Below are 19,364 nucleotides of genomic sequence, written 5' to 3'. Positions count from 1 at the left end.
GGCATCCTCTTATCGTTGCGATGCTGACTCGATGGACGCGGTTTGTCGAGGGGGAAACGCGTCCCATTTGGCAAACGCCGCTGCAGCGCTTCGCCGAAAAGCCGATGGCCTAGAGGAGGGCGGCGCGATATACGGGCGGGAATAGTGAAGGTGGTGGATCGATGATCGGTAAAACGCGGCGATGGATAGTGGGGGCGCTGGCCGCTCTCGGGCTGGCAAGCGCACCGGCGCTCGCTGCCGCGCCCGCGCCTGTTGCGCCGCTCGTGCTTGCCGCCGCCAGCCTGCAGGAGTCTTTGACCGAAGCCGCCGACGCCTGGGCCAAGCGTGGCCATCCGCGCCCGGTGATTTCGTTTGCAGCATCGTCGGCGCTGGCGCGGCAAGTCGCGGCGGGGGCGCCGGCGGACCTGTTCCTGTCGGCGGATGAGGACTGGATGGACGATCTCGCCAAGCGCGGGCTGATCGTGCCGGCAACGCGCGCTGATTTCGTCGGCAATGCGCTGGTGGTGGTCGCGCCGGCAGGCACGGCGACGCGGATCGACTTCCGGTCACCGCGCGCGCTGTCGGCGGCGCTGGGGCAGGGGCCGCTTGCCATGGCCGATCCGGACAGCGTGCCCGCCGGGCGCTATGGCAAGGCGGCTTTGGTCAAGCTCGGCGCGTGGGACGCGGTGGCGGCCAAAGTGGTGCGCGCCGAGAATGTCCGCGCGGCGCTGGCGCTGGTCGAGCGCGGCGCGGCGCCGTTCGGCATCGTTTATGCGACCGATGCGCAAGCCTCGGCCAAGGTGCGCGTGGTGGGCGTCTTTCCGCCTGCGAGCCATCCGCCGATCCGCTATCCATTGGCGCGGCTGAAAGCATCGACCAACCCGGAAGCCGAGGGCTTCCGCCGCTTCCTGCTGTCGCCCGCCGCACGCGCCATTTTCGCGCGCCACGGCTTTGGCCGGGCTTGACCCGCTGAGCGACGCCGCGATCATTCTGCTGACGCTCAAGGTCGGGCTGGTGGCGATGGCCGGGGCACTGCCGGTGGCGTTTGCCCTGGCGTGGCTGCTCGCGCGGGTCCGCTTTCCGGGCAAGGTGATCGTTGATGCGATCGTCCACTTGCCACTGGTCCTGCCGCCGGTGGTGACGGGCTGGGCGCTGCTGCTGCTGTTCGCGCCCTCGGGGCCGCTTGGGCACTGGCTGCTCGCCTGGTTCGGCGCGAGCGTGTTGTTCAAATGGACGGGGGCGGCGATCGCGAGTGCGGTGATGGCGCTGCCGCTGATGGTACGCGCGATCCGCCTGTCGATCGAGGCGGTCGATCGCCGGTTGGAAAGCGCGGCGCGGACTTTGGGGGCGGGGCCGTGGCGGGCGTTCCGCGATGTGACGCTGCCGCTCAGCTTGCCTGGCGTGCTGGCCGCGCTGGTGCTCGGCTTTGCGCGCTCGGTCGGCGAATTCGGCGCAACGATCACCTTCGTGTCCAACGTGCCGGGCGAGACGCAGACGCTGCCGCTCGCCATCTACGCCGCGATGCAGACGCCCGATGGCGACGCGACGGTGCTGCGGCTGGCGGGGATCGCGGTGGCGCTGTCGCTGGGCGCGCTGATCGCGTCCGAAGCACTGGCGCGGCGCGCGGGGCGGGGGCTCCATGTCTTTTGATGTCGACGTCTCGGTGCGGCTGGACGGGGCCGAGATCAGCGTGCGGTTCACGGCGAGCGAGGGGTTGACCGTGCTGTTCGGCCCTTCCGGCGTGGGTAAGACGAGCGTGCTCAACATGATCGCCGGACTGATCCGGCCGGCGCGTGGCCATGTGCGCGTTGCGGGTGAAACGCTGTTCGACGCGGGGATGGGCATCGATCTGCCCCCCGAGCGCCGCCGCGTGGGCTATGTGTTCCAGGAGCCGCGCCTGTTCCCGCATCTGCGCGTGCGCGCCAATCTGCTGTACGGGCACGGCCTGGCGCGCCCCGAGGATCGCTGGTTGGGGCTGGAAGAGGCGGCGCACTTCCTCGACATCACGCCTCTGCTCGATCGCTGGCCGCGTAGCCTTTCGGGCGGGGAAGCGCGGCGCGTCGCGATTGGCCGGGCGCTGCTCAGCGCGCCGAAATTCCTGCTGCTCGACGAGCCGTTATCCTCGCTCGACCGGGCGCGGCGCGAGGAAATCATGCGCGGGATCGAGCATATCCGCGACACGATGCGGCTACCGATTCTGATGGTGACGCACGACGCCGCCGAAGCCGAACGGCTGGCGACGCACGTGGTTGAGATGGGGTGAGGCGCATTATGTGGAGATAGGTAAAGAGTTAAATTACGCGATCTCCGCTGAGCCAACCATCACCTAGCTTCGCTAAGCGCTGAAGTGCGCAGCTTCGCTATCAGCACGAGGTCGGCCATGCCCCGGCATGACCTAGACAGTTCGGGGCATTGTTTACGTCGAACTCCTCTAACGGAATGGGCACGGGGTTTTAATCCTCCGCGATCAGGCTCGTTCGCTTGGTCTCGGGCAGCAGCATGAAGCCGATCGTCGCGACGCCGATGATCGCGGTCACGTACCAGTAGAAGCCGCTCTCGGCGCCGGCGTTCTTGAACCACAAGGCGACATATTCGGTGGTGCCGCCGAGCAGGGTATTGCCCACCGCATAAGGCAATGCGACGCCGAGCGTGCGCACTTCGGGCGGGAAGAGCTCGGCTTTCACCAGCCCCGAAATCGAGGTGTAGGCACTCAGTAGCAGCAGCGGCACCAGCGCGATGGCGAGCGCGGCGCTGGCGCTGTGTGTGGCGGCGAGCGCGGTGAAGACGGGCACCGACACGAGCATCCCGCCAATGCCGAATAAGAGCAGCATCGGCTTCCTGCCCACCCGGTCCGATATCGCACCGAACAGCGGCTGGACGAGCATGAATACGACCAGCGCAGCGGTCGCGATTTCGGTTGCGACCTGCTTGTCGAAGCCGCTGGTGTTGACGAGGAATTTCTGGAGATAGGTGGTGTAGGCATAGAAGGCGCACGACCCGCCGCCGCTGATTGCCGCCACGATCAGAAATTCGCGGGGGTACGCGCGCCACAGGCCGAGCGCGCTCGATCCGGCGCGTTGCCCAAGCTTGCGGAATGCTTCGGTCTCGGCGAGCCCGCGCCGCAGCACATAGACGCCGAGCGCCAGCGCCGCGCCGATCGCAAAGGCGATGCGCCAGCCCCAGGCGGTCATCTGCGCCTCGCTGAGCCAGCCCTGCAGCGCCAGCGTGACCGCGAGCGCGGCGAGCTGGCCGCCGATCAGCGTGACATATTGCAGGCTCGCCCAGAAGCCGCGATTGGTTCGCGTCGCCATTTCGGAAAGATAGGTCGCACTCGCGCCATATTCGCCGCCGACCGACAGCCCCTGCAGCAGCCGCGCGACGACGAGCAAGGCGGGTGAGAGCCAGCCGGCCGCCTTATAAGTCGGCGCCACCACGATCAGCAGCGAGCCCGCGCACATCAGCGCGACCGACAGCGCGAGGCCCGCCTTGCGGCCGTGGCGATCACCATAAACGCCCATGATCCACGCGCCGACCGGGCGCATGAGAAAGCCGAACGCGAAAATCGCGGCGGTGTTGAGCAATTGCACCGTCTGATCGCTTTTCGGAAAAAAGCTGCCGGCGAAATAGATGCCGAGCGCCGAATAGGCATAGAAGTCGTACCATTCGACCAGATTGCCCGCCGATCCGCCGAGGATCGACACCAACCGCCTGCGCTGCATCCCGTCTTCCCCCGTTATTTTCTCGGCCCGTCTCGTCGCGCAATCGGCTGGCGTTGGAAAGCCCTGATATTGCGCGTGTCCGCCCCGCGCGGGGTTGAGCGGTCGCGCGGCATTGCCCATAAGCGCGCGATGCCTGCCGCTCTCCGCCGCCGATTTGCCATGCTGATCGCTGCCAGCCTGATGGCAGCATTGGCACCAGCGCGCGCGCAGGCGGCGCTGGGGAACGCGGCGGCAGCGGCACCGCTGGGCGGCGACTGGCGCGATTGGCCGGTGACGCCGGGCACCTGGGTTTATCGGCAGGATGCGCGCGGCAGCATCGCGCTGTTCGGGGTGCCGGGGAATGATGCCGAGGTCACGCTGCGCTGCGATCGCGCGGCGCGGGCGCTGTACCTGTCGCGGCGCGGCATGGCGGCGGGCAATCCGCCGATGACGGTGCGCACCAGCTCGACGACGCGCGCGCTGCCGATGCAGCCGACGGGCGGCACGCCGGCCTATATGGCAGTCGGGCTTTCCCCCGGCGATCCGCTGCTCGACGCGATCATCTACAGCCGCGGCCGCTTCGTGCTGGAGGAGGCGGGATTGCCGACGTTGGTTGTGCCGGCCTGGGCTGAGTTTGCGCGGGTGACCGAGGATTGTCGGCGGCTTTGAGGGCCGAACCCCATCCTCCCCCAGCGGGGGAGGTGGCATGCGCAGCATGACGGAGGGGGAGGGCTCCTCGACTAGCGGTGGCGTCCACCCCCTCCGTCAGCGCTGCGCGCTGCCACCTCCCCCTGATGGGGGAGGATTTAGGGGTGTGCGCCGGAAGCGCGCCCGCCAAAGCCACTCGCGCCACTCAACCACAACATCTAGGGGGTGCGCCGTTTCAAAAGCGCAGACCTGTTGATTCGCACCAAATAAAAATAATTTCAAGACTTGTATCTGCGACTCGCCTGATTCACATTCGCGTCGTGCCCAGGCCGGGCACAGTGTTTCAACTGGCGAAAGGAGGTGATCCGATGTCTCATGGTTCAGCAATGGGGTCGGTTCAGTTCGTTCGGGGGACGCGCCGCTAATTGCCGCCGAACCTTGGCGGGGAAAATCCATTCCCAGTCAACGCCGGGGTTCACAGGCTTAGCGGTCTGCATGGTCTCCCGGGCTGGAGCTTCCGGCCGCTGACCATGTTAGGAGGTTGCCGGGGTGGTGGGATACCCCCCGGCAGCCTCTTTTCATTTTTGCCGCATACCGTCCATCGCCGGGGCTTTCGTTCTGGCCCGAGCGCGCTAGACGTTGGGCGACGTCACTTTTGGGGGTATTCGATGCGCCGCCTTGCTGCTCTAGTCCTGCTCGCTATGTCGACGCCGCTCGCCGCTCAATCCGCGCCCAAGGTCGAGGAAGCCTCGATCGCCGATCTCCATGCGATGATGGCCAAGGGCGAGGCGTCGAGCGAGGCGATCACCCAGGCCTATCTCGCGCGCATCGCGGCGATGGATCGGCAGGGGCCGGTGCTGCGGTCAGTGATCGCGACCAACCCCGATGCGCTCGCCCAGGCGCGCGCGGCGGATGCGCGGCGCAAGGCGGGCAAGCCGCTCGGGCCGCTCGACGGCGTGCCGGTGCTGGTCAAGGACAATATCGAAACGCGCGATCCGATCGCGACGACGGCGGGCAGCCTGGCGCTGAAGGACAACATCACCGGCCGCGATGCGCCGGTGGTAGCGGAGCTGCGCAAGGCCGGCGCCGTCATCCTCGGCAAGACCAATTTGAGCGAATGGGCCAATATCCGTTCGAGCAATTCGATCAGCGGGTGGAGCGCGGTCGGCGGGCAAGTGAAGAACCCCTATGCGCTCGATCGCACGCCGTGTGGCTCGTCCAGCGGCACCGGCGCGGCGATCGCGGCGAGCTTCGCGGCGGTGGGGCTGGGGACGGAGACCGACGGTTCGGTCGTGTGCCCCTCCTCGATCAACGGTCTGGTCGGGCTGAAGCCGACCATCGGTCTCGTCAGCCGGACGCACGTTGTGCCGATCAGCCATTCGCAGGATACGCCGGGGCCGATGGCGCGCAACGTGCGCGATGCCGCCATCCTGTTCTCGGCGATGGTCGCTGCCGATCCCGCTGACCCGGCGACCAAGGATGCCGCGCGCCACCGCCGCGATTATGCGGCAAGCCTGGATGGCGCGTCGCTGAAGGGGGTGCGGATCGCGGTGCTGCACCCGGAAATGCGGCCTGACCAGGCAGCGCTTTACGATGCCGCGCTTGCCGTACTGAAGGCGCAAGGCGCGGTGCTGGTCGATGTCGAGCGGCCCAAGCTCGACGGGCTGGGCGAGGCCGAATTCCACGTGCTGCTGACCGAGCTCAAGGCCGATCTCAACACCTATCTCGCCACCACGCCGCCGGCGGTGAAGGTGCGGACGCTGGCCGATGCGATCGCGTTCAACGAAGCGAACAAGGCCGCTGAAATGCCCTTCTTCGGCCAGGAAACTTTCATCGCGGCGGAAAAGACCAACGGCCTCGACGATGCCGAATATCTCGGCGCGCGGGCCAAGTCGAAGCGGCTGGCGGGCAAGGAAGGCATCGACGCGATGCTTGCCAAGGCCAATGCGGCGATCCTTGTCGAGCCGACCACCGGCCCGGCTTGGCTGACCGAGCCGGTCTATGGCGATCAGGGCGGCGGCCCGTCGTCGAGCGAGCTGCCGGCAGTCGCGGGCTATCCCAACCTCACCGTGCCGATGGGGCTGGTGAAGGGGCTGCCGATGGGCTTGTCGTTCATCGGCACCGCTTATGCCGAGCAGGCGCTGCTCGAGGCGGGCTATGTCTATGAGCAAGCCAGCAAGGCGCGCGTGGCCCCGCGCTATCTGCCGCAGGCGGATGTCGGCCCGGGGCAGGAGGGGGCTGTGAAGTAGGGCGCCCCTTATCCTCCCCCGATGGGGGAGGATTTTAGGGCCCTCAAGCCCGCTCTTTCTCGAGCAGTTCTACCCGCACATGCGTCGCGCGCAGCGACAAGCGCACTTCGATCAGGAAGGCGATCAACCCGGCCACCAGCATCGCCATCGCCAGCACGAAAATCACCGCGACGACGTTGCCGATGCGCAGATGCACGAGCTCGGCGATGAACAGCAGCGCGACGACGCAGCAGGTCGCGACCGCGCTCGTCACGCACAGCACCAAGGCGGCATTGATGACGGACATGCGCTGATCGAGCAGGCGCAGTTCCCAGACATGGCGGTCATGCTCGGGCCCGGTCGAGCGCGGGTGGAGCGCCTCCAGCGCGCGGGCGCGATCGACGACGCGGGCCAGCCGCTGTGAAATCACGTTCAGCACCGCGCCGATACCCGCCAGCATGAACACCGGGCTCAGCGAGAGCTGGATCGTCTGGGCGATGGTGGTGACGGCGGGAGAAAAGGCCATGGGCCTTCTCCTGCCGCCTCGATCCGGCAGTGACAAGCATCAATCGGGCGGGTCGGCGCGATCGGGACAGGCTCAGCGATCGACCGGCGAGGCGCTTGGCGCCACCGCGACGGCTCGCTCGATCGCGGTCAGCGCGAGGCTCAATCGAGGCAGTACGAAGTCGAGGAACGCCCGGCGCTTCAGCGGCTCGGCGCGCTGCGACTGGTGGACAAGGCTGACCGGGATCGGCGCGCCTTCCCAGGGCGTCAGGATCGGGCGGACATCGCCGCGCTCGATCGCGGCGGCGGCTTGGTAGGACAAGACGCGCGCGACGCCCAAGCCGGCCACGGCGGCGGCGATCACGGCATCGGCGGTGTTGACCGACAGGCGCGGCTGGATGGGCACAGTGCGCGCGGCGGCGCCGCTGCCGATGCTCCAGCTGCGATGCGTCTGCAGGCCTTCGAACGCGATGCAGTCATGGTCGCCGAGCGCTTCGGGGGTGGCGGGTTCGCCGCGCCGCGCCAGATAATCGGGACTGGCGCACAGGATCCAGCGGATATGGCCAGCGGCGCGCGCGATCAGGTCGCTGTCGGGCAAGCGGCCGACGCGCACCGCGACATCGACATGCGCCTCGACCATGTCGATCACCGCGTCCGACAGCACCAGCCGCACCGTGACTTGCGGGTACGCAGCGAGGAACGCATGCACGATCGGCGCGACATGGAGCCGGCCGAACAGAATGGGTGCGGTGACGAGCAGCTCGCCGCGCGGTTCGCGATATTCGCCCGATGCGGCGCGCTCGGCTTCGCCCAATTCGTCGATGATCCGCCGCGCGCTCGCCACAAAGGCTTCGCCCGCTTCGGTGAGGATCAGCTTGCGGCTGGTGCGGACGAGCAATTGCGCGCCCAGATGCGCTTCGAGATCGGACACGCGCCGGCTGACCGTGGGGAGCGGCGTGTTGAGCGCGCGCGAAGCAGCAGACAGGCTGCCGCCGTCCACCGCTGCCAGCAACGTGCGTATCGCTTCGAACCGGTCCATCCATCCTTCCGATTAATGGAAGTAAGCTTCCCGATCTTAGCGGCTACTCGCGGAAAACGAAATCGACCATTTCTGTCTTCGCCGGACCAACCCCAACCCCCGGGTCCGGCCGAAGGAACCCGCACCATGTCCCGTCTCGCCATCCCCGCCACCATCGCCGACGCGCCCGAAGCGTCGCGCCCGCTGCTCGATGCCGTTGCCAAGCAGCTCGGCTCGGTCCCCAATCTGTTCCGCGCCGTCTCGGTCAGCCCGCAAGCGCTCGAAGGCCATCTCGGCATGTTCGGCGCGCTCGGCAAAGGCAGCCTGCCCGCCGCGACCCGCGAGCGCATCGCGCTCGCCGTCGCCGAAGTGAATGGCTGCGATTACTGCTTGTCGGCGCACACCTATATCGGTCGCAACCTTGCCAAGCTCGACGATGCCGAGATCACGGCGAACCGCAGCGGCGCGTCGAACGACCCCAAGGCCGATGTCGCCGTCCGCTTCGCTGCCAAAGTGGCGCGCGAGCGCGGCCGCGTGACCGATGCCGATGTCGCCGCTGTGAAAGCGGCCGGCTATACCGATGCGCAGGCGATCGAGATCGTCCAGCACGTCGCGCTGAATGTCTGGACCAACTTCTTCAACACCGTGTTCCAGACGCCGATCGACTTCCCCGTCGTTGAAGCTCGTTCGGAAACCCGTCGCGCTGCCTGACCGCCCCCGTCAGGCCCGACGACACCGGCGGGCGCCGGCTTCCCTACCCCCTCACCGGCGCCCGCCTTTCATCCCAACCCAACCCAACCCAACCCAACCCAACCCAACCCAACCAAGGAGAATTGACATGAACCGTAAGACCATCATCGCCGCTGCCCTCGCTCTCGCGATCGGCGGATCGAGCCTCGCTTTCGCGCAAGACAGCGCGCATCCCGCCCATGAAGGCCCGTCGGTCAGCATCCCGGCCGACCAGATCAAGTTCTTCGCCACGGGCGTGAAGGCTGAAAAGGGCGAGCTTCAGGCCGGCCCCGCTTATGGCGACTTGCAGCATGGCCGCCACGGCACCTTCATCCACATGCCGGCGGGCTTTGTGAGCGCCGTCCACACCCATACCGAGGATTATTTCGGGGTGGTGATCAAGGGCGTCGGCGCCAATCAGCTGCCCGGCGGCAAGATCATCCCGCTCAAGCCCGGCTCCTACTGGTTCCAGAAGGGCGAAGAGGCGCACGTCACGCAGTGCCTGTCGAAGGAAGACTGTCTGTTCTTCATCGTCCAGCCCGGCAAGTTCGACTACGTGCCGGTTAAGTAAGCCGATTGTTTCCCCGCGACGGACGTACTTGCGGTCCGTCGAGCTCCCCGGTCGCCTTGTCCCCAAGTCATCCGGGGAGCTCCCCCATCATCAGGAGACTTCCAATGTCCAAGCTTCTGTTTGTCAAATCCTCACCGCGCGGCGAGGCATCGAAAACCAACCAGATTGCGCGCGAGTTTGTCACGGCGTGGCAGGGTGCCCATCCGACCGGTACGGTGGAGGAGTTGGACGTCTTCAACGCCGGGCTGCCCGAATATGCTGCTGAAGGCGCGATCGCCAAGATGGCGCATTTCGGCGAGGGCGAGCTTGCTGGCGATGTCGCCGCCGCCTGGGAGCGAATCAAGGAAATCTTCAATCACTTTAACAGCTTCGATGAGTATCTGTTCGCCATCCCGATGTGGAATTTCGGCGTGCCGTACAAGCTGAAGCAATATGCCGACATCTTATCGCAGCCGGGTCTGATGTTCGGCTTCGATCCCGCTCAAGGCTATATCCCGCTGCTCAAGGGCAAGCGCGCGACCGCGATCTACTCGGCGGGCATCTGGCATGAAGGCGCGAGCAAAGCGTTCGGCGTCGACTATGCCTCCACACACTGGACCGATTTCCTCAACTTCGCCGGGATCGAAGACGTAACGACGATCTGGTATGAAAAGTACAAGATGCTGAGCGAGATTGATGCCGCCGCTGCGCTTGATGCCTGCAAGGCTGAAGCGCGCGCTGCGGCGGTGCGCCCGCGCTGATCCTCCAAGGGCTGTGATCGACCCTATGCCGGTCGCAGCCCCTTGCATTTGAACCCTTGGGGGCTGCTGCCTCCAGCCGTAGGAAAGAGATCGACCCATGCTTGCCCTAAGCAGCGACATCGCTTTCACGCCGACCGTCAAGGCGATTCAGACCGCGCGCGGATCGCGCGACATTTATGCCCGGATGGAAGCATCCGGTGGTTTCCGCACCGCGATCGACGAGCGGCTGATCGCCATGCTGGCCGAGGCCAACTCGGCCTATCTCGGCACCGCGACCGCCGATGGCCAGCCCTATATCCAGCATCGCGGCGGCCCGCGCGGCTTCATCCGCCCGGTCGGCGAGCATACGCTCGGCTTTGCGGATTACACCGGCAATCGCCAATATGTCTCGACCGGCAACCTGATCGATAACCCCAAGGCGTTCCTTTTCCTGATGGATTATGCTCGGCGCGCACGGATCAAGATCTGGGGCACGGCGCGCTTCACTGACGATCCCGCGCTGATCGACGCGCTGATGCCCGGCGATTATCGCGCCAAGCCCGAAGCGGCCCTGCTGTTCGACATCGAGGCGTGGGACATCAATTGCCCGCAGCATATCCCGCAGAAATTCGACGCCGATCAGGTTGCGGGCGCGCTCGCCGAGCGCGATGCCGAAATCGACCGGCTGAACGCCGAGATCGCGCGCCTGAAAGGAACCGACGCATGAGCCGCCCGCCGCTGCCGCCCTTCACCGACGCGACCGCGGCCGAAAAGGCGCGGCTGGCCGAGGATGCGTGGAACAGCCGCGATCCGGCGCGCGTCGCGCCTGCCTACACGACTGACAGCCAATGGCGGAATCGCGCGGAGTTCATCACCGGCCGGGACCAGATCGAGGCGTTCCTGACCCGCAAATGGGCGCGCGAGCTCGATTATCGGCTGATCAAGGAGGTGTGGACGCATGCCGGCAACCGCATCGCGGTGCGCTTCGCTTATGAATATCGCGATGACAGCGGCACCTGGTTCCGCGCTTATGGCAATGAGAATTGGCAGTTCGATGCCGATGGCCTGATGGAGCGCCGCATCGCCAGCATCAATGAGCACCCCATTGCCGAGGCCGATCGCAAATTCCACTGGCCGCTCGGGCGGCGGCCCGATGATCATCCGGGGCTCAGCGACCTCGGGCTGTGAGGCGGCTTACTGCTTGAGCGGATCGGGCTGGCAGCCGAGCACCGGGTCGAGCTTGGCGGTGCGGCTGGCGATCAGCGGCACATAAGCGGTCACCGATTTCTCGCCGACATTCTCGCTCAGCCGGATCGGCTCCATGCCCGGCTCGAAATCATGATAGCAGCTGGCCAGCGGGCGATTGCCGATGAAGCGGCAGCCGCAGCCGACGCGTGCGGCATAGCCGACGCCGAGCGTGAGCTTGGGCGTCAGCGCGCGGACATAAGCGAAGCCGGCGATCCCGGCCGCGATGATGATGACGAGCGCCCCCAGCGCCCAACGGCGACTTGCATTCATGGGGCGGGAGGATAGGCTGGGCAAATGGGGAAGGGAAGACTTCTGTTCGCCGCCGCCGGCTTGATGCTGAGCGCTGCCGCCACCGCCGATACGCCGGCGCTGCGCGACCCGCTGACCGATCCGTTTTTCGCGGCCGATCAGGGTGATACGCGCGGCGTGTTGATCCTCGACGACGGCCAGGTTGTCGCCAAGCGCTATCAGCCCGGCTATTCGGACGGCAATCGCTTCATCAGCTGGTCGATGGCGAAGACGGTGACGGGCTTTCTGGTCGGTGCGTTGGTCGCCGATGGCAAGCTGAAGCTCGATGACCCGGCGCCGATCGCCGAATGGCACGCCAGGCCGGGTGATCCACGCGCCGCGATCACGCTCAGGCAAATGATGAACATGAGTTCGGGCCTGCAGCATGTCGAAGTCGGCGAGCCGATCGAGAATTCCGACACCAACCAGATCCTGTTCGTCGGCGGCACCAACGACATGGCGGCGCGCGAGATCGCCAAGCCGCTCGAGGTGAAGCCGGGGAGCTTGTGGAAATACAGCTCGCTCACCTCGCTGCTGCTCGCCGAGATCGTGACGCGGCAGCTGACGACAAGCCATGACCCGCGCGTGCGGGCGCAAGCCTATCGGGCCTTCGCCGAAGAGCGGCTGTTCCGCCCCGCCGGCATCACCAGCGCGGTGCTCGATTTTGATGGCGCGGGCACGCAGATCGGCGGATCGATCATCTATATGTCGCTGCCCGATTGGGGTCGGTTCGGCATGGTGCTGCTCGACGGCAAGAGCCCGGACGGCAAGACGCAGATCGTTTCGCCCGACTGGCTGGCCTTCATGAAGACGCCGGCGCCGACTTATGCCGGCTACGGTGGGCAGTTGTGGGTGAACAATCCGGTGCCGGGCGAGGGGCAGAGATACCCGGGCGCTTCGACCAGCGTGGCGAGCGCGGAAGGGCATCTCGGCCAGCATGTCGTCACCAGCCATGACAATGGCCATGGCCGCGGCGTCGTCGTGGTGCGTTTGGGGAATACGCGCGAGGATATCTCGGCGAAGGTCAATGGCCGGGTGATCGCCGACGCGCTCAACCACTTCCCGCGCGACGCGGCGGCGCATTAGCCCGCCGTCCGCTTGGTTGCGCGCCCGGAACCAGGAATTTTCATCAGCGTTGTTTTGCGGGCTCGCGTCGCGGCGGGTGATGAGGCAAGGCCGACGCGCCATTTTCGCCCGGAGAAGACCGATATGAGTCGCGCCATCCGCCTTGCCGTTGCTCTTGCCGCCACCGCCGCCGTCGCGCCCGCCATCGCGGGTGGCGCGCCCGGTTATCACGTCACGCGCACGATCAAGGTGCCCGATGGCGGCTGGGATTATGCCCGCGTCGATGGCGCAACGCGCAAGCTCTACATCGCGCGCGGCACCGACGTGACCGAGGTCGATCTGGCGCATGGCGATGCGGTGCGCGCGATCGGCGCGATCATGCGCGGCCATGCGGTGGTGCCGATCGACGGGCAGAAATTGCTGCTCGTGACCAGTGGCCGCGATGACAGCGTGCGTTTGCTCGATACCGATAGCGGCGCGGAAGTCGCCAAGATCGCGGTGGGCGGCAATCCTGACGCAGCGCTCTACGATGCCGCCTCGGGTCTCGCCGCGACGATGAATGCCAGGGCGGGCACCGTCTCGGTGATCGATGTCGCGCATCGTCAGGTCGCGCGCACGATCACGCTGGCGCCGGGGCTCGAATATGCCGCGCTCGTCGGCAAGAGCACGCTTTACGTGAACAACGAGGACAAGAACGAGATCGAGACCGCCGATCTCGCGACCGGCACGGTCGGCGCCACGATCGCGCTGACCGGCTGCACCGGGCCGAGCGGGCTGGCTTATGATGCCAAGACGTCGGTCGTGATCAGCGCCTGCGGCAATAGCAAGGCGGCGTTGGTCGATGCCAAGGCAGGCAAGCTCATCCGCCTGCTCGATATCGGCCAGGGGCCTGATGCGGTGATCCTCGATGCGGCGCGGCGCAAGGCGTTCATTCCGTGCGGACGCGACGGCACGCTGGTGGTGATCGATCTCGATGCGCGCGGCGGCGCCAAGGTGATCGACACCGTCGCCACCGCCAAGGGCGCGCGCACCGGCGCGCTCGACCCGACCGATGGCACCGTCTATCTGCCGACCGCCGATTTCGGCCCCGCGCCGGCCGCTGGCGGTCGTCCGCAGCCGGTGGCGGGCAGCTTCCGCGTGCTCGCGGTCAGCGCGCCGTGAGCGAGCGTAACGCTTGAGGGGACGACCAATCCGCAAGCTCCTGATCGGGGCGGGTATTGCCGGACTGCTGACGAGCTGCGTCGCTTATCATCCGGTGGCGCGGCCGCCGGGCACGTTGCTCGCCGGGCATGATGACCAGACGGTCGATCTGGCGGCGGTGCGCGCGGCGGCGGCGGCGATCGCGCCGCGCCCGGCAAAGGGCTGGGATCGGCTCGATTATTTCGTCGCGATGGAGCGGTACAATCCTGACGTGATCGCTGCGCGCGCTGCGGTGGCGACCGCCATCGCCAATGGCCGCGCCGCGCGCACCGGCAATTCGCCGACGCTGACGCTGACCGCCGAATATGCGCATGACGTGACGGCGAGCTCGCCGTGGCTGATCGGCGGCGCGATCGATATCCCGCTCGATACCGGCGGCCGGCGCGCGGCGCGGCTGGCGACAGCCGATCTCGCGGTGCTGAGCGCGCGCTACGATCTCGCCGAAGCGATTTGGCAGACCCGCAGCGCGATCCGCAAGGCGCTGGCGCAACGGTTGATCGCCGATCGGCAGCGGGTGTTGCTCGACAGGCTTGCCGAGTATCGCGACCGCCAGCTCGCGGCGGCCGAGCGCCGCCTGGCTGCCGGCGAAATCGCGCGCGGCGATGTCGAGCGCGTGCGGGCGGACGGGGCGAATGTCCGCCGCCGCCAGCAGGATGCCGCCGCCAGCATCCGCGCCGCCGATGCCGCGCTGGCTGCGGCGGTCGGCGTGCCGGCGTCGGCGCTGAAGGGCATCGATCCGGTGTGGGATGATTTCGACCTGCCGGCGGAGACCGCGCCGCTGGTCGATGCCGAAACGCGCCGCGCCGCGATCCTGTCGCGCGCCGACGTGCTGAAGGCGGTGGTCGATTACCAGACCGCCGAGGCCGATCTGCGCGGCGAAATTGCCAAGCAATATCCCGCCTTCACCATCTCGCCGGGCTATACCTGGGAGCGCGGGCTGGTGAAGGTGCCGTTCGCGCTCGGGCTCGTGTTGCCGCCATTTGACCTCAACCGGCGCAATATCCGCGCGGCAGAAGCCAAACGCGCCGAAGCGGGGACGAAGCTGGAAGCGGTCGTTGCGGGTGCCGCGAGCGCGGTCGAGGCGGCTTTGGTCGAGGCGCGCGCGTCGCGCGCGGCGCTCGCCGATGTCCGCGCGCGCGAAGTGCCGGTCGCGCGGCGGCTGGCGGCGCAGGCGGATCGCGCGATTGGCGCCGGCGCGATCGATCGCGTCGACTGGTCGGCCGCGCAGGCCGGCGCCATCGAGGCCGAGCTCGCCGCGCTCGATGCGCTGACGAGGGTCCACGCTGCCGATGCCGCGCTCGAAGATGCCGCGCGGCGGCCGTTGACGGGGCCGGAAACCGCGATCAAGGCGCGAGGAGAAGGGGACAAGCCATGAGCGCGCGCGACGCGATCGGTTGGGGAGCGCTGGGCGCGGGGCTGACGGCGGCGTTGGTGTTCGCTGCCCATGGCGTCGGCAAGAGCGCGGACGCCGAGGACAAGCCTGCCGAAGCGGCCGCACCCGCCGACAAATCCAGCGACCCCGGCAAGCTGGCGGTGGACGGCGCGCTGGCCAAGCGCATTGGTCTCCGCACCGCGCCGCTGGGTGGCACGACGATGGCGACGATCACCCACGGCTTCGCCCGTGGCATCGACACCAGCCCGCTCGCCTCGATCGAAGCCGATATCGCGACCGCGCGCGCCGCCGCGCAGGCCTCGGCAGCGGAAGCCAAGCGGCTCGGCGTGCTTGCGGCGGCCGATCAGAGCGCGTCGCGCCAGGCGCTGGAGGCAGCGCGCGCGCAGGCGGTGGCGGATGCCGCGAAGGCGCGCTTTGCCGAACAGCGTGTCGCGCTCGAATTCGGCCCCGGCCTCGGCGCGATGGGCGATGGCGCGCGCCGGGCATTGCTCGCGGAGATTGCGCGTGGCGCGGCGGTCCTGGTCCGGGTGGATATCGCGGCGGAAGGCGTCGGCGGCGTGCGGCTGGCGAGCGGCGGGGCGATCCGGCTGCTTGGCCGCGCCGCCCAGGCCGATCCCAAGCTGCAGAGCGCCGGCATGCTCGGGCTAGTGCGCGGGGCCGAGGCGCGCCAGCTCAACACCGGCCGCACCGTCGATGTCATCGCGCAGACGGGCACGACCCAAGCGGCGGTCTTCGTGCCGACCGAAGCGGTGGTGCGCTGGCATGGCGGCCAATGGGTCTATCGCGCGACCAGCGACGGCAAGTTTGAGCGCGTGTCGATCGATGACGGCCAGCCGGCAAGCGGCGGCTGGCTGGTGTCGAGCGGCCTCGCGCCGGGCGATCGCGTCGTCGTGGCTGGCGCGGGCGCGCTGCTCGCGCTCGACCGCGCCGGCGAGCTCAGCCAGGGCGGCGGCTAACGCGCGGTGTTGAGCTGGATCGTCCGCACCAGCCTGGCGCATCCGCGCCTGGTGCTGCTTTCGGCGCTGCTGCTGCTGGCCTATGGCATCGCGACGCTGGGCGCAGCGAAATATGACGTGTTTCCCGATTTCGTGCCGGCGCAAGCGACGCTGCAGACCGAGGCGCCGGGCATGTCGCCCGATCAGGTCGAGGCGCTGGTCACCCGACCGCTCGAGAATGTGATCAACGGCGCCAATGGCGTCGCCAGCGTGCGGTCGGAATCGATCCAGGGCCTGTCGGTCATCGATGTGACCTTCCACGACGGCAGCGATCCGTACCGCGCGCGCCAGATCGTCGCCGAGGCGGTGAGCGAAGTCACGACCCAGCTGCCCAAGGGCGTCCAGCCGCCGCAGCTGAGCCCGCTCACCTCCTCGACGATGGACCTGCTCAAGATCGGCCTCGTCGGCGGCAAGGACCCGATCGCGCTGCGCGATCTGGCGCAATGGACGATCCGCCCGCGCCTGCTCGCGACACCCGGCGTCGCGCGGGCGAGCCTTTATGGCGGCGGCGAGCGGCGCATCGAAATTCAGGTGCGGCCCGGCGCGCTGGTGGCGCGCGGGGTGACCTTTACTGATCTCGAAACTGCGATCCGCGCGGTCACCGATCCGCGCGGCGGCGGCTATGCCGAAACCGCCAATCAGCGGCTGGTGGTCGAGCCATCGGGCGGCAGTCCGACGCCCGAGGTGATTGCCTCGGCGCCGATCCCGCTCGGCAATGGCGTGTCGGCGCGGATCAGCGATGTCGCCGATGTGCGCGCGGTGGCCGCGCCCAAATTTGGCGATGCGATCATCATGGGCCAGCCGGGCGTGCTCATCTCGCTGTCGAGCCAATATGGCGCCAACACGCTCGACACGACGCGCCGGGTGGAAGCCGCGCTCGACCAGCTCAAGCCGGCGATCCAGGCGGCGGGCGTTACGCTTTATCCCAATCTCCACCGGCCCGCGACGTTCATCGAAACGGCGTTGACCGGGATCGAAAAGGATTTGCTGATCGGCGCGGTGCTGATCGCGATCGTGCTGGTGTTATTCCTGCGCGATTGGCGCGTCGCGCTGATCGTGTTCACCTCGATCCCGCTGTCGCTGCTCGCGGCGCTGATCGTGCTCGATCAGTCGGGCCAGACGGTCAACACGATGACGCTGGGCGGCTTGGCGGTGGCGCTCGGCGTGGTGATCGACGACGCGATCGTCGATGTCGAGAATATCGTCCGCCGGCTGCGGCTGGCGCCGGCGGCGGCGGATCGCCGCCTGGTGATCCAGGCCGCCTCAGTCGAGGTGCGCGCGCCGGTCGTTTATGCGACTTATGTGCTGGCGGCGACGGTCGCGCCGATCCTGTTCCTGTCCGGGCTGCAGGGCTCGTTCTTCCGGCCGCTCGCCGCCTCGTTCCTGCTCGCGGTGCTGGCGTCGCTGCTCGTCGCGATGACCGTGGCGCCCGCCTTGTCGCTGCTGCTGCTCGGGCGCGTTTCGGTCGAGCAAGAACCTGGTTTTGTCGAGCGGATGAAAGCCGGCCATGCGCATCTGCTCGATCGGCTGATCGGCCGGCCGCGCGACGTGATCATCGCGACTGCCGCTGCCGCTGCCATTACCGCGCTGACGATGCTGAGCTTCGGCGGCGAGCTGCTGCCGTCGTTCCGCGAAGGCCATTATGTCGTCCAGATCAACGGCCCGGTCGGCGCCTCGCTGCCGTGGATGCGCGACATGGGCGCGCGGCTGTCACGCGACATCTTGGCGCTGCCCGACGTCGCCACTGCCGAGCAGCAGATCGGTCGCGCCGAGGCCGGCGAGGACACCTGGCCGAGCAGCCGCAGCGAAATCCATGTCCGGCTGAAGCCGGTGGGCGCTGCCGAGAACGACCGCGCCGAAAAGGGCATTCGCGACATATTGAGCCGCTATCCGATGGTGCATGGCGAGGTGGTGACGTTCCTCGGCGATCGCATTTCCGAATCGCTGTCGGGCGAAAACGCCAAGGTCGCGGTCAACATCTTCGGGCCCGATCTCGATATGCTCGACACGACTGCCGCGCAGGTCGCCGCGGCCTTGGGCAAAGTGCCCGGCGCCGCCGACATCCAAGTCAAGTCCGAGCCCGGCGCGCCGACGCTGACCGTCGCGCTCGATCCCAACCGGCTGGCGCTGCACGGCGTTACCGGCAGCGACGCGTATGATGCGATCGAAGCGGCATTCCAGGGTCGGCAAGTCACCCAGATCGCCGAGGCGAGCCGAGTGACCGATGTCGCGATCACGCTCGACGACAATGATCGCCGCGAGCCCGAAGCGGTCGGCGCCATATTGGTGCGCGGCGCGGATGGCTCGGCGGTGCCGCTCGCCGAGATCGCCACGATCGCGATCGGTTCGGGGCGTGGATCGATCACGCACGAAGCCGGGCAGCGCCGCCAGGTGGTGACCGCCAATCCGACCGGGAGCGATGTCTCGGGCTTCGTCCGCGCGGCACAAGCGCAACTCGCGCGCGACGTGAAGCTGCCGCCGGGCGTGTCGTTGCAATTCACCGGCGCGGCGGAGGCGCAGCAAGCGGCGACGGCGCAGATCACGCGCAATGTCGCGGTTGCGGCAATCGCCATCGTCGCGCTGCTGGTGCTGGCGTTTGGCGGCGGGCGGGCGGCGATGCTGATCCTGGCGACCGCGCCCTTTGCGGTCGCGGGCGGTGTCGTCGCGGTGGCGCTGACGGGCGGCGTGCTGTCGCTGGGCGCGCTGGTCGGGTTCGTGACATTGTTCGGCATCGCCGCGCGCAACGCCATCCTGCTCGTCGCGCATGTCGATCACCTGGTCGAGGAGGAAGGCGCAGCCCCCGATGCAGCCACGGTGCGCCGAGCCGCGCGCGAGCGGCTGACGCCGATCCTGATGACCGCGCTGGTTGCCGGGCTTGGCCTCGCGCCGCTGGCGTTCGAAGCGGGGCAAGCGGGGCGCGAAATCCAGGGGCCGATGGCGGCGGTCATTCTGGGTGGCCTGATCACCTCGACGCTGACCAGCCTGCTGCTGCTGCCGACGCTGGTGCTCGCCTATCGCTGGCCGCGTGCTGGCCAAACGGCTTTGCATTAAGCATTAAATCACGAAAATCAGGTACTCGGT

Annotated in this window: 19 protein-coding genes; 15 read left to right on the top strand and 4 right to left on the bottom strand. The window is 67.7% G+C overall.

Annotation, left to right across the window (positions count from 1 at the left end; genetic code table 11):
- Window positions 1-161 precede the first annotated feature (161 nt).
- From modA to ACLB0R_RS00960, 3 genes are read left to right on the top strand one after another with little or no spacing between them, the layout of a single operon-like run.
- On the top strand, window positions 162-944 hold the full coding sequence (gene modA / locus ACLB0R_RS00970; protein WP_416641349.1) for a molybdate ABC transporter substrate-binding protein: 783 nt from the start codon (window positions 162-164) through the stop codon (window positions 942-944).
- Window positions 931-1,629 (top strand): molybdate ABC transporter permease subunit, encoded by a 699-nt coding sequence (modB, locus tag ACLB0R_RS00965; protein ID WP_434953674.1) that lies wholly within the window; start codon window positions 931-933, stop codon window positions 1,627-1,629. Before modA ends, modB begins: the two co-directional genes overlap by 14 nt.
- Window positions 1,619-2,242, top strand: coding sequence for an ATP-binding cassette domain-containing protein (locus ACLB0R_RS00960; protein ID WP_416641347.1), 624 nt, complete (start codon window positions 1,619-1,621; stop codon window positions 2,240-2,242). The genes modB and ACLB0R_RS00960 overlap by 11 nt, the downstream gene beginning before the upstream one ends.
- 190 nt (window positions 2,243-2,432) lie before the next feature.
- On the opposite strand, the gene ACLB0R_RS00955 is transcribed toward ACLB0R_RS00960, so the two are convergent.
- Window positions 2,433-3,698 carry an MFS transporter gene (locus ACLB0R_RS00955; protein ID WP_416641345.1) on the bottom strand — a complete coding sequence of 422 codons (1,266 nt, stop codon included), beginning with the start codon at window positions 3,696-3,698 and terminating at the stop codon, window positions 2,433-2,435.
- Window positions 3,699-3,827: 129 nt separating this feature from the next.
- Here ACLB0R_RS00955 and ACLB0R_RS00950 point away from each other — a divergent pair, with 129 nt between their 5' ends.
- Window positions 3,828-4,346, top strand: a complete 519-nt coding sequence (locus tag ACLB0R_RS00950; RefSeq protein ID WP_416641344.1) for a hypothetical protein — start codon at window positions 3,828-3,830, stop codon at window positions 4,344-4,346.
- Window positions 4,347-5,026: 680 nt separating this feature from the next.
- Entirely contained in the window at window positions 5,027-6,574 is a 1,548-nt protein-coding gene (locus ACLB0R_RS00945) for an amidase (protein ID WP_434953673.1), read from the top strand.
- A gap of 43 nt (window positions 6,575-6,617) precedes the next feature.
- On the opposite strand, the gene ACLB0R_RS00940 is transcribed toward ACLB0R_RS00945, so the two are convergent.
- Window positions 6,618-7,079, bottom strand: coding sequence for a DUF2721 domain-containing protein (locus ACLB0R_RS00940; protein ID WP_416641341.1), 462 nt, complete (start codon window positions 7,077-7,079; stop codon window positions 6,618-6,620).
- Window positions 7,080-7,151: 72 nt separating this feature from the next.
- Window positions 7,152-8,096 (bottom strand): LysR family transcriptional regulator, encoded by a 945-nt coding sequence (locus ACLB0R_RS00935; protein WP_416641339.1) that lies wholly within the window; start codon window positions 8,094-8,096, stop codon window positions 7,152-7,154.
- A 126-nt stretch (window positions 8,097-8,222) separates the two neighbouring features.
- Here ACLB0R_RS00935 and ACLB0R_RS00930 point away from each other — a divergent pair, with 126 nt between their 5' ends.
- The 5 genes from ACLB0R_RS00930 (at window position 8,223) to ACLB0R_RS00910 (ending at window position 11,282) form a co-directional block, all read left to right on the top strand.
- Window positions 8,223-8,786 (top strand): carboxymuconolactone decarboxylase family protein, encoded by a 564-nt coding sequence (locus ACLB0R_RS00930; RefSeq protein ID WP_416641337.1) that lies wholly within the window; start codon window positions 8,223-8,225, stop codon window positions 8,784-8,786.
- Window positions 8,787-8,913: 127 nt separating this feature from the next.
- Window positions 8,914-9,375, top strand: a complete 462-nt coding sequence (locus tag ACLB0R_RS00925) for a DUF4437 domain-containing protein (RefSeq protein ID WP_416641336.1) — start codon at window positions 8,914-8,916, stop codon at window positions 9,373-9,375.
- A gap of 104 nt (window positions 9,376-9,479) precedes the next feature.
- Complete coding sequence (locus ACLB0R_RS00920; RefSeq protein ID WP_416641334.1) at window positions 9,480-10,115, top strand: FMN-dependent NADH-azoreductase; 636 nt, start codon at window positions 9,480-9,482, stop codon at window positions 10,113-10,115.
- Between the two features lie 97 nt (window positions 10,116-10,212).
- Window positions 10,213-10,821: a pyridoxamine 5'-phosphate oxidase family protein gene (locus ACLB0R_RS00915; RefSeq protein WP_416641332.1), complete on the top strand. Its 609-nt coding sequence runs from the start codon at window positions 10,213-10,215 to the stop codon at window positions 10,819-10,821.
- On the top strand, window positions 10,818-11,282 hold the full coding sequence (locus ACLB0R_RS00910) for a DUF1348 family protein (RefSeq protein ID WP_416641330.1): 465 nt from the start codon (window positions 10,818-10,820) through the stop codon (window positions 11,280-11,282). Before ACLB0R_RS00915 ends, ACLB0R_RS00910 begins: the two co-directional genes overlap by 4 nt.
- Window positions 11,283-11,288: 6 nt before the next feature.
- Here the strand turns inward: ACLB0R_RS00910 and ACLB0R_RS00905 are convergent, their stop codons facing one another.
- Window positions 11,289-11,612: a hypothetical protein gene (locus tag ACLB0R_RS00905; RefSeq protein ID WP_416641329.1), complete on the bottom strand. Its 324-nt coding sequence runs from the start codon at window positions 11,610-11,612 to the stop codon at window positions 11,289-11,291.
- Between the two features lie 24 nt (window positions 11,613-11,636).
- Here ACLB0R_RS00905 and ACLB0R_RS00900 point away from each other — a divergent pair, with 24 nt between their 5' ends.
- The 5 genes from ACLB0R_RS00900 (at window position 11,637) to ACLB0R_RS00880 (ending at window position 19,334) form a co-directional block, all read left to right on the top strand.
- Entirely contained in the window at window positions 11,637-12,716 is a 1,080-nt protein-coding gene (locus ACLB0R_RS00900; RefSeq protein ID WP_416641327.1) for a serine hydrolase domain-containing protein, read from the top strand.
- Window positions 12,717-12,839: 123 nt separating this feature from the next.
- On the top strand, window positions 12,840-13,856 hold the full coding sequence (locus tag ACLB0R_RS00895) for a YncE family protein (RefSeq protein WP_416641325.1): 1,017 nt from the start codon (window positions 12,840-12,842) through the stop codon (window positions 13,854-13,856).
- Between the two features lie 13 nt (window positions 13,857-13,869).
- Entirely contained in the window at window positions 13,870-15,270 is a 1,401-nt protein-coding gene (locus ACLB0R_RS00890) for a TolC family protein (RefSeq protein ID WP_416641324.1), read from the top strand.
- Window positions 15,267-16,244: a hypothetical protein gene (locus ACLB0R_RS00885; RefSeq protein WP_416641323.1), complete on the top strand. Its 978-nt coding sequence runs from the start codon at window positions 15,267-15,269 to the stop codon at window positions 16,242-16,244. Before ACLB0R_RS00890 ends, ACLB0R_RS00885 begins: the two co-directional genes overlap by 4 nt.
- Window positions 16,245-16,250: 6 nt before the next feature.
- On the top strand, window positions 16,251-19,334 hold the full coding sequence (locus tag ACLB0R_RS00880; protein ID WP_416641322.1) for an efflux RND transporter permease subunit: 3,084 nt from the start codon (window positions 16,251-16,253) through the stop codon (window positions 19,332-19,334).
- Window positions 19,335-19,364: the final 30 nt, after the last annotated feature.

The sequence above is a fragment of the Sphingomonas sp. GlSt437 genome (assembly GCF_048015635.2).
In the GTDB taxonomy this organism is placed as follows: Bacteria; Pseudomonadota; Alphaproteobacteria; order Sphingomonadales; family Sphingomonadaceae; genus Sphingomonas.
Note: the sequence above shows the minus strand (reverse complement) of the source record. Positions and strands in the feature narration are given on the sequence as shown.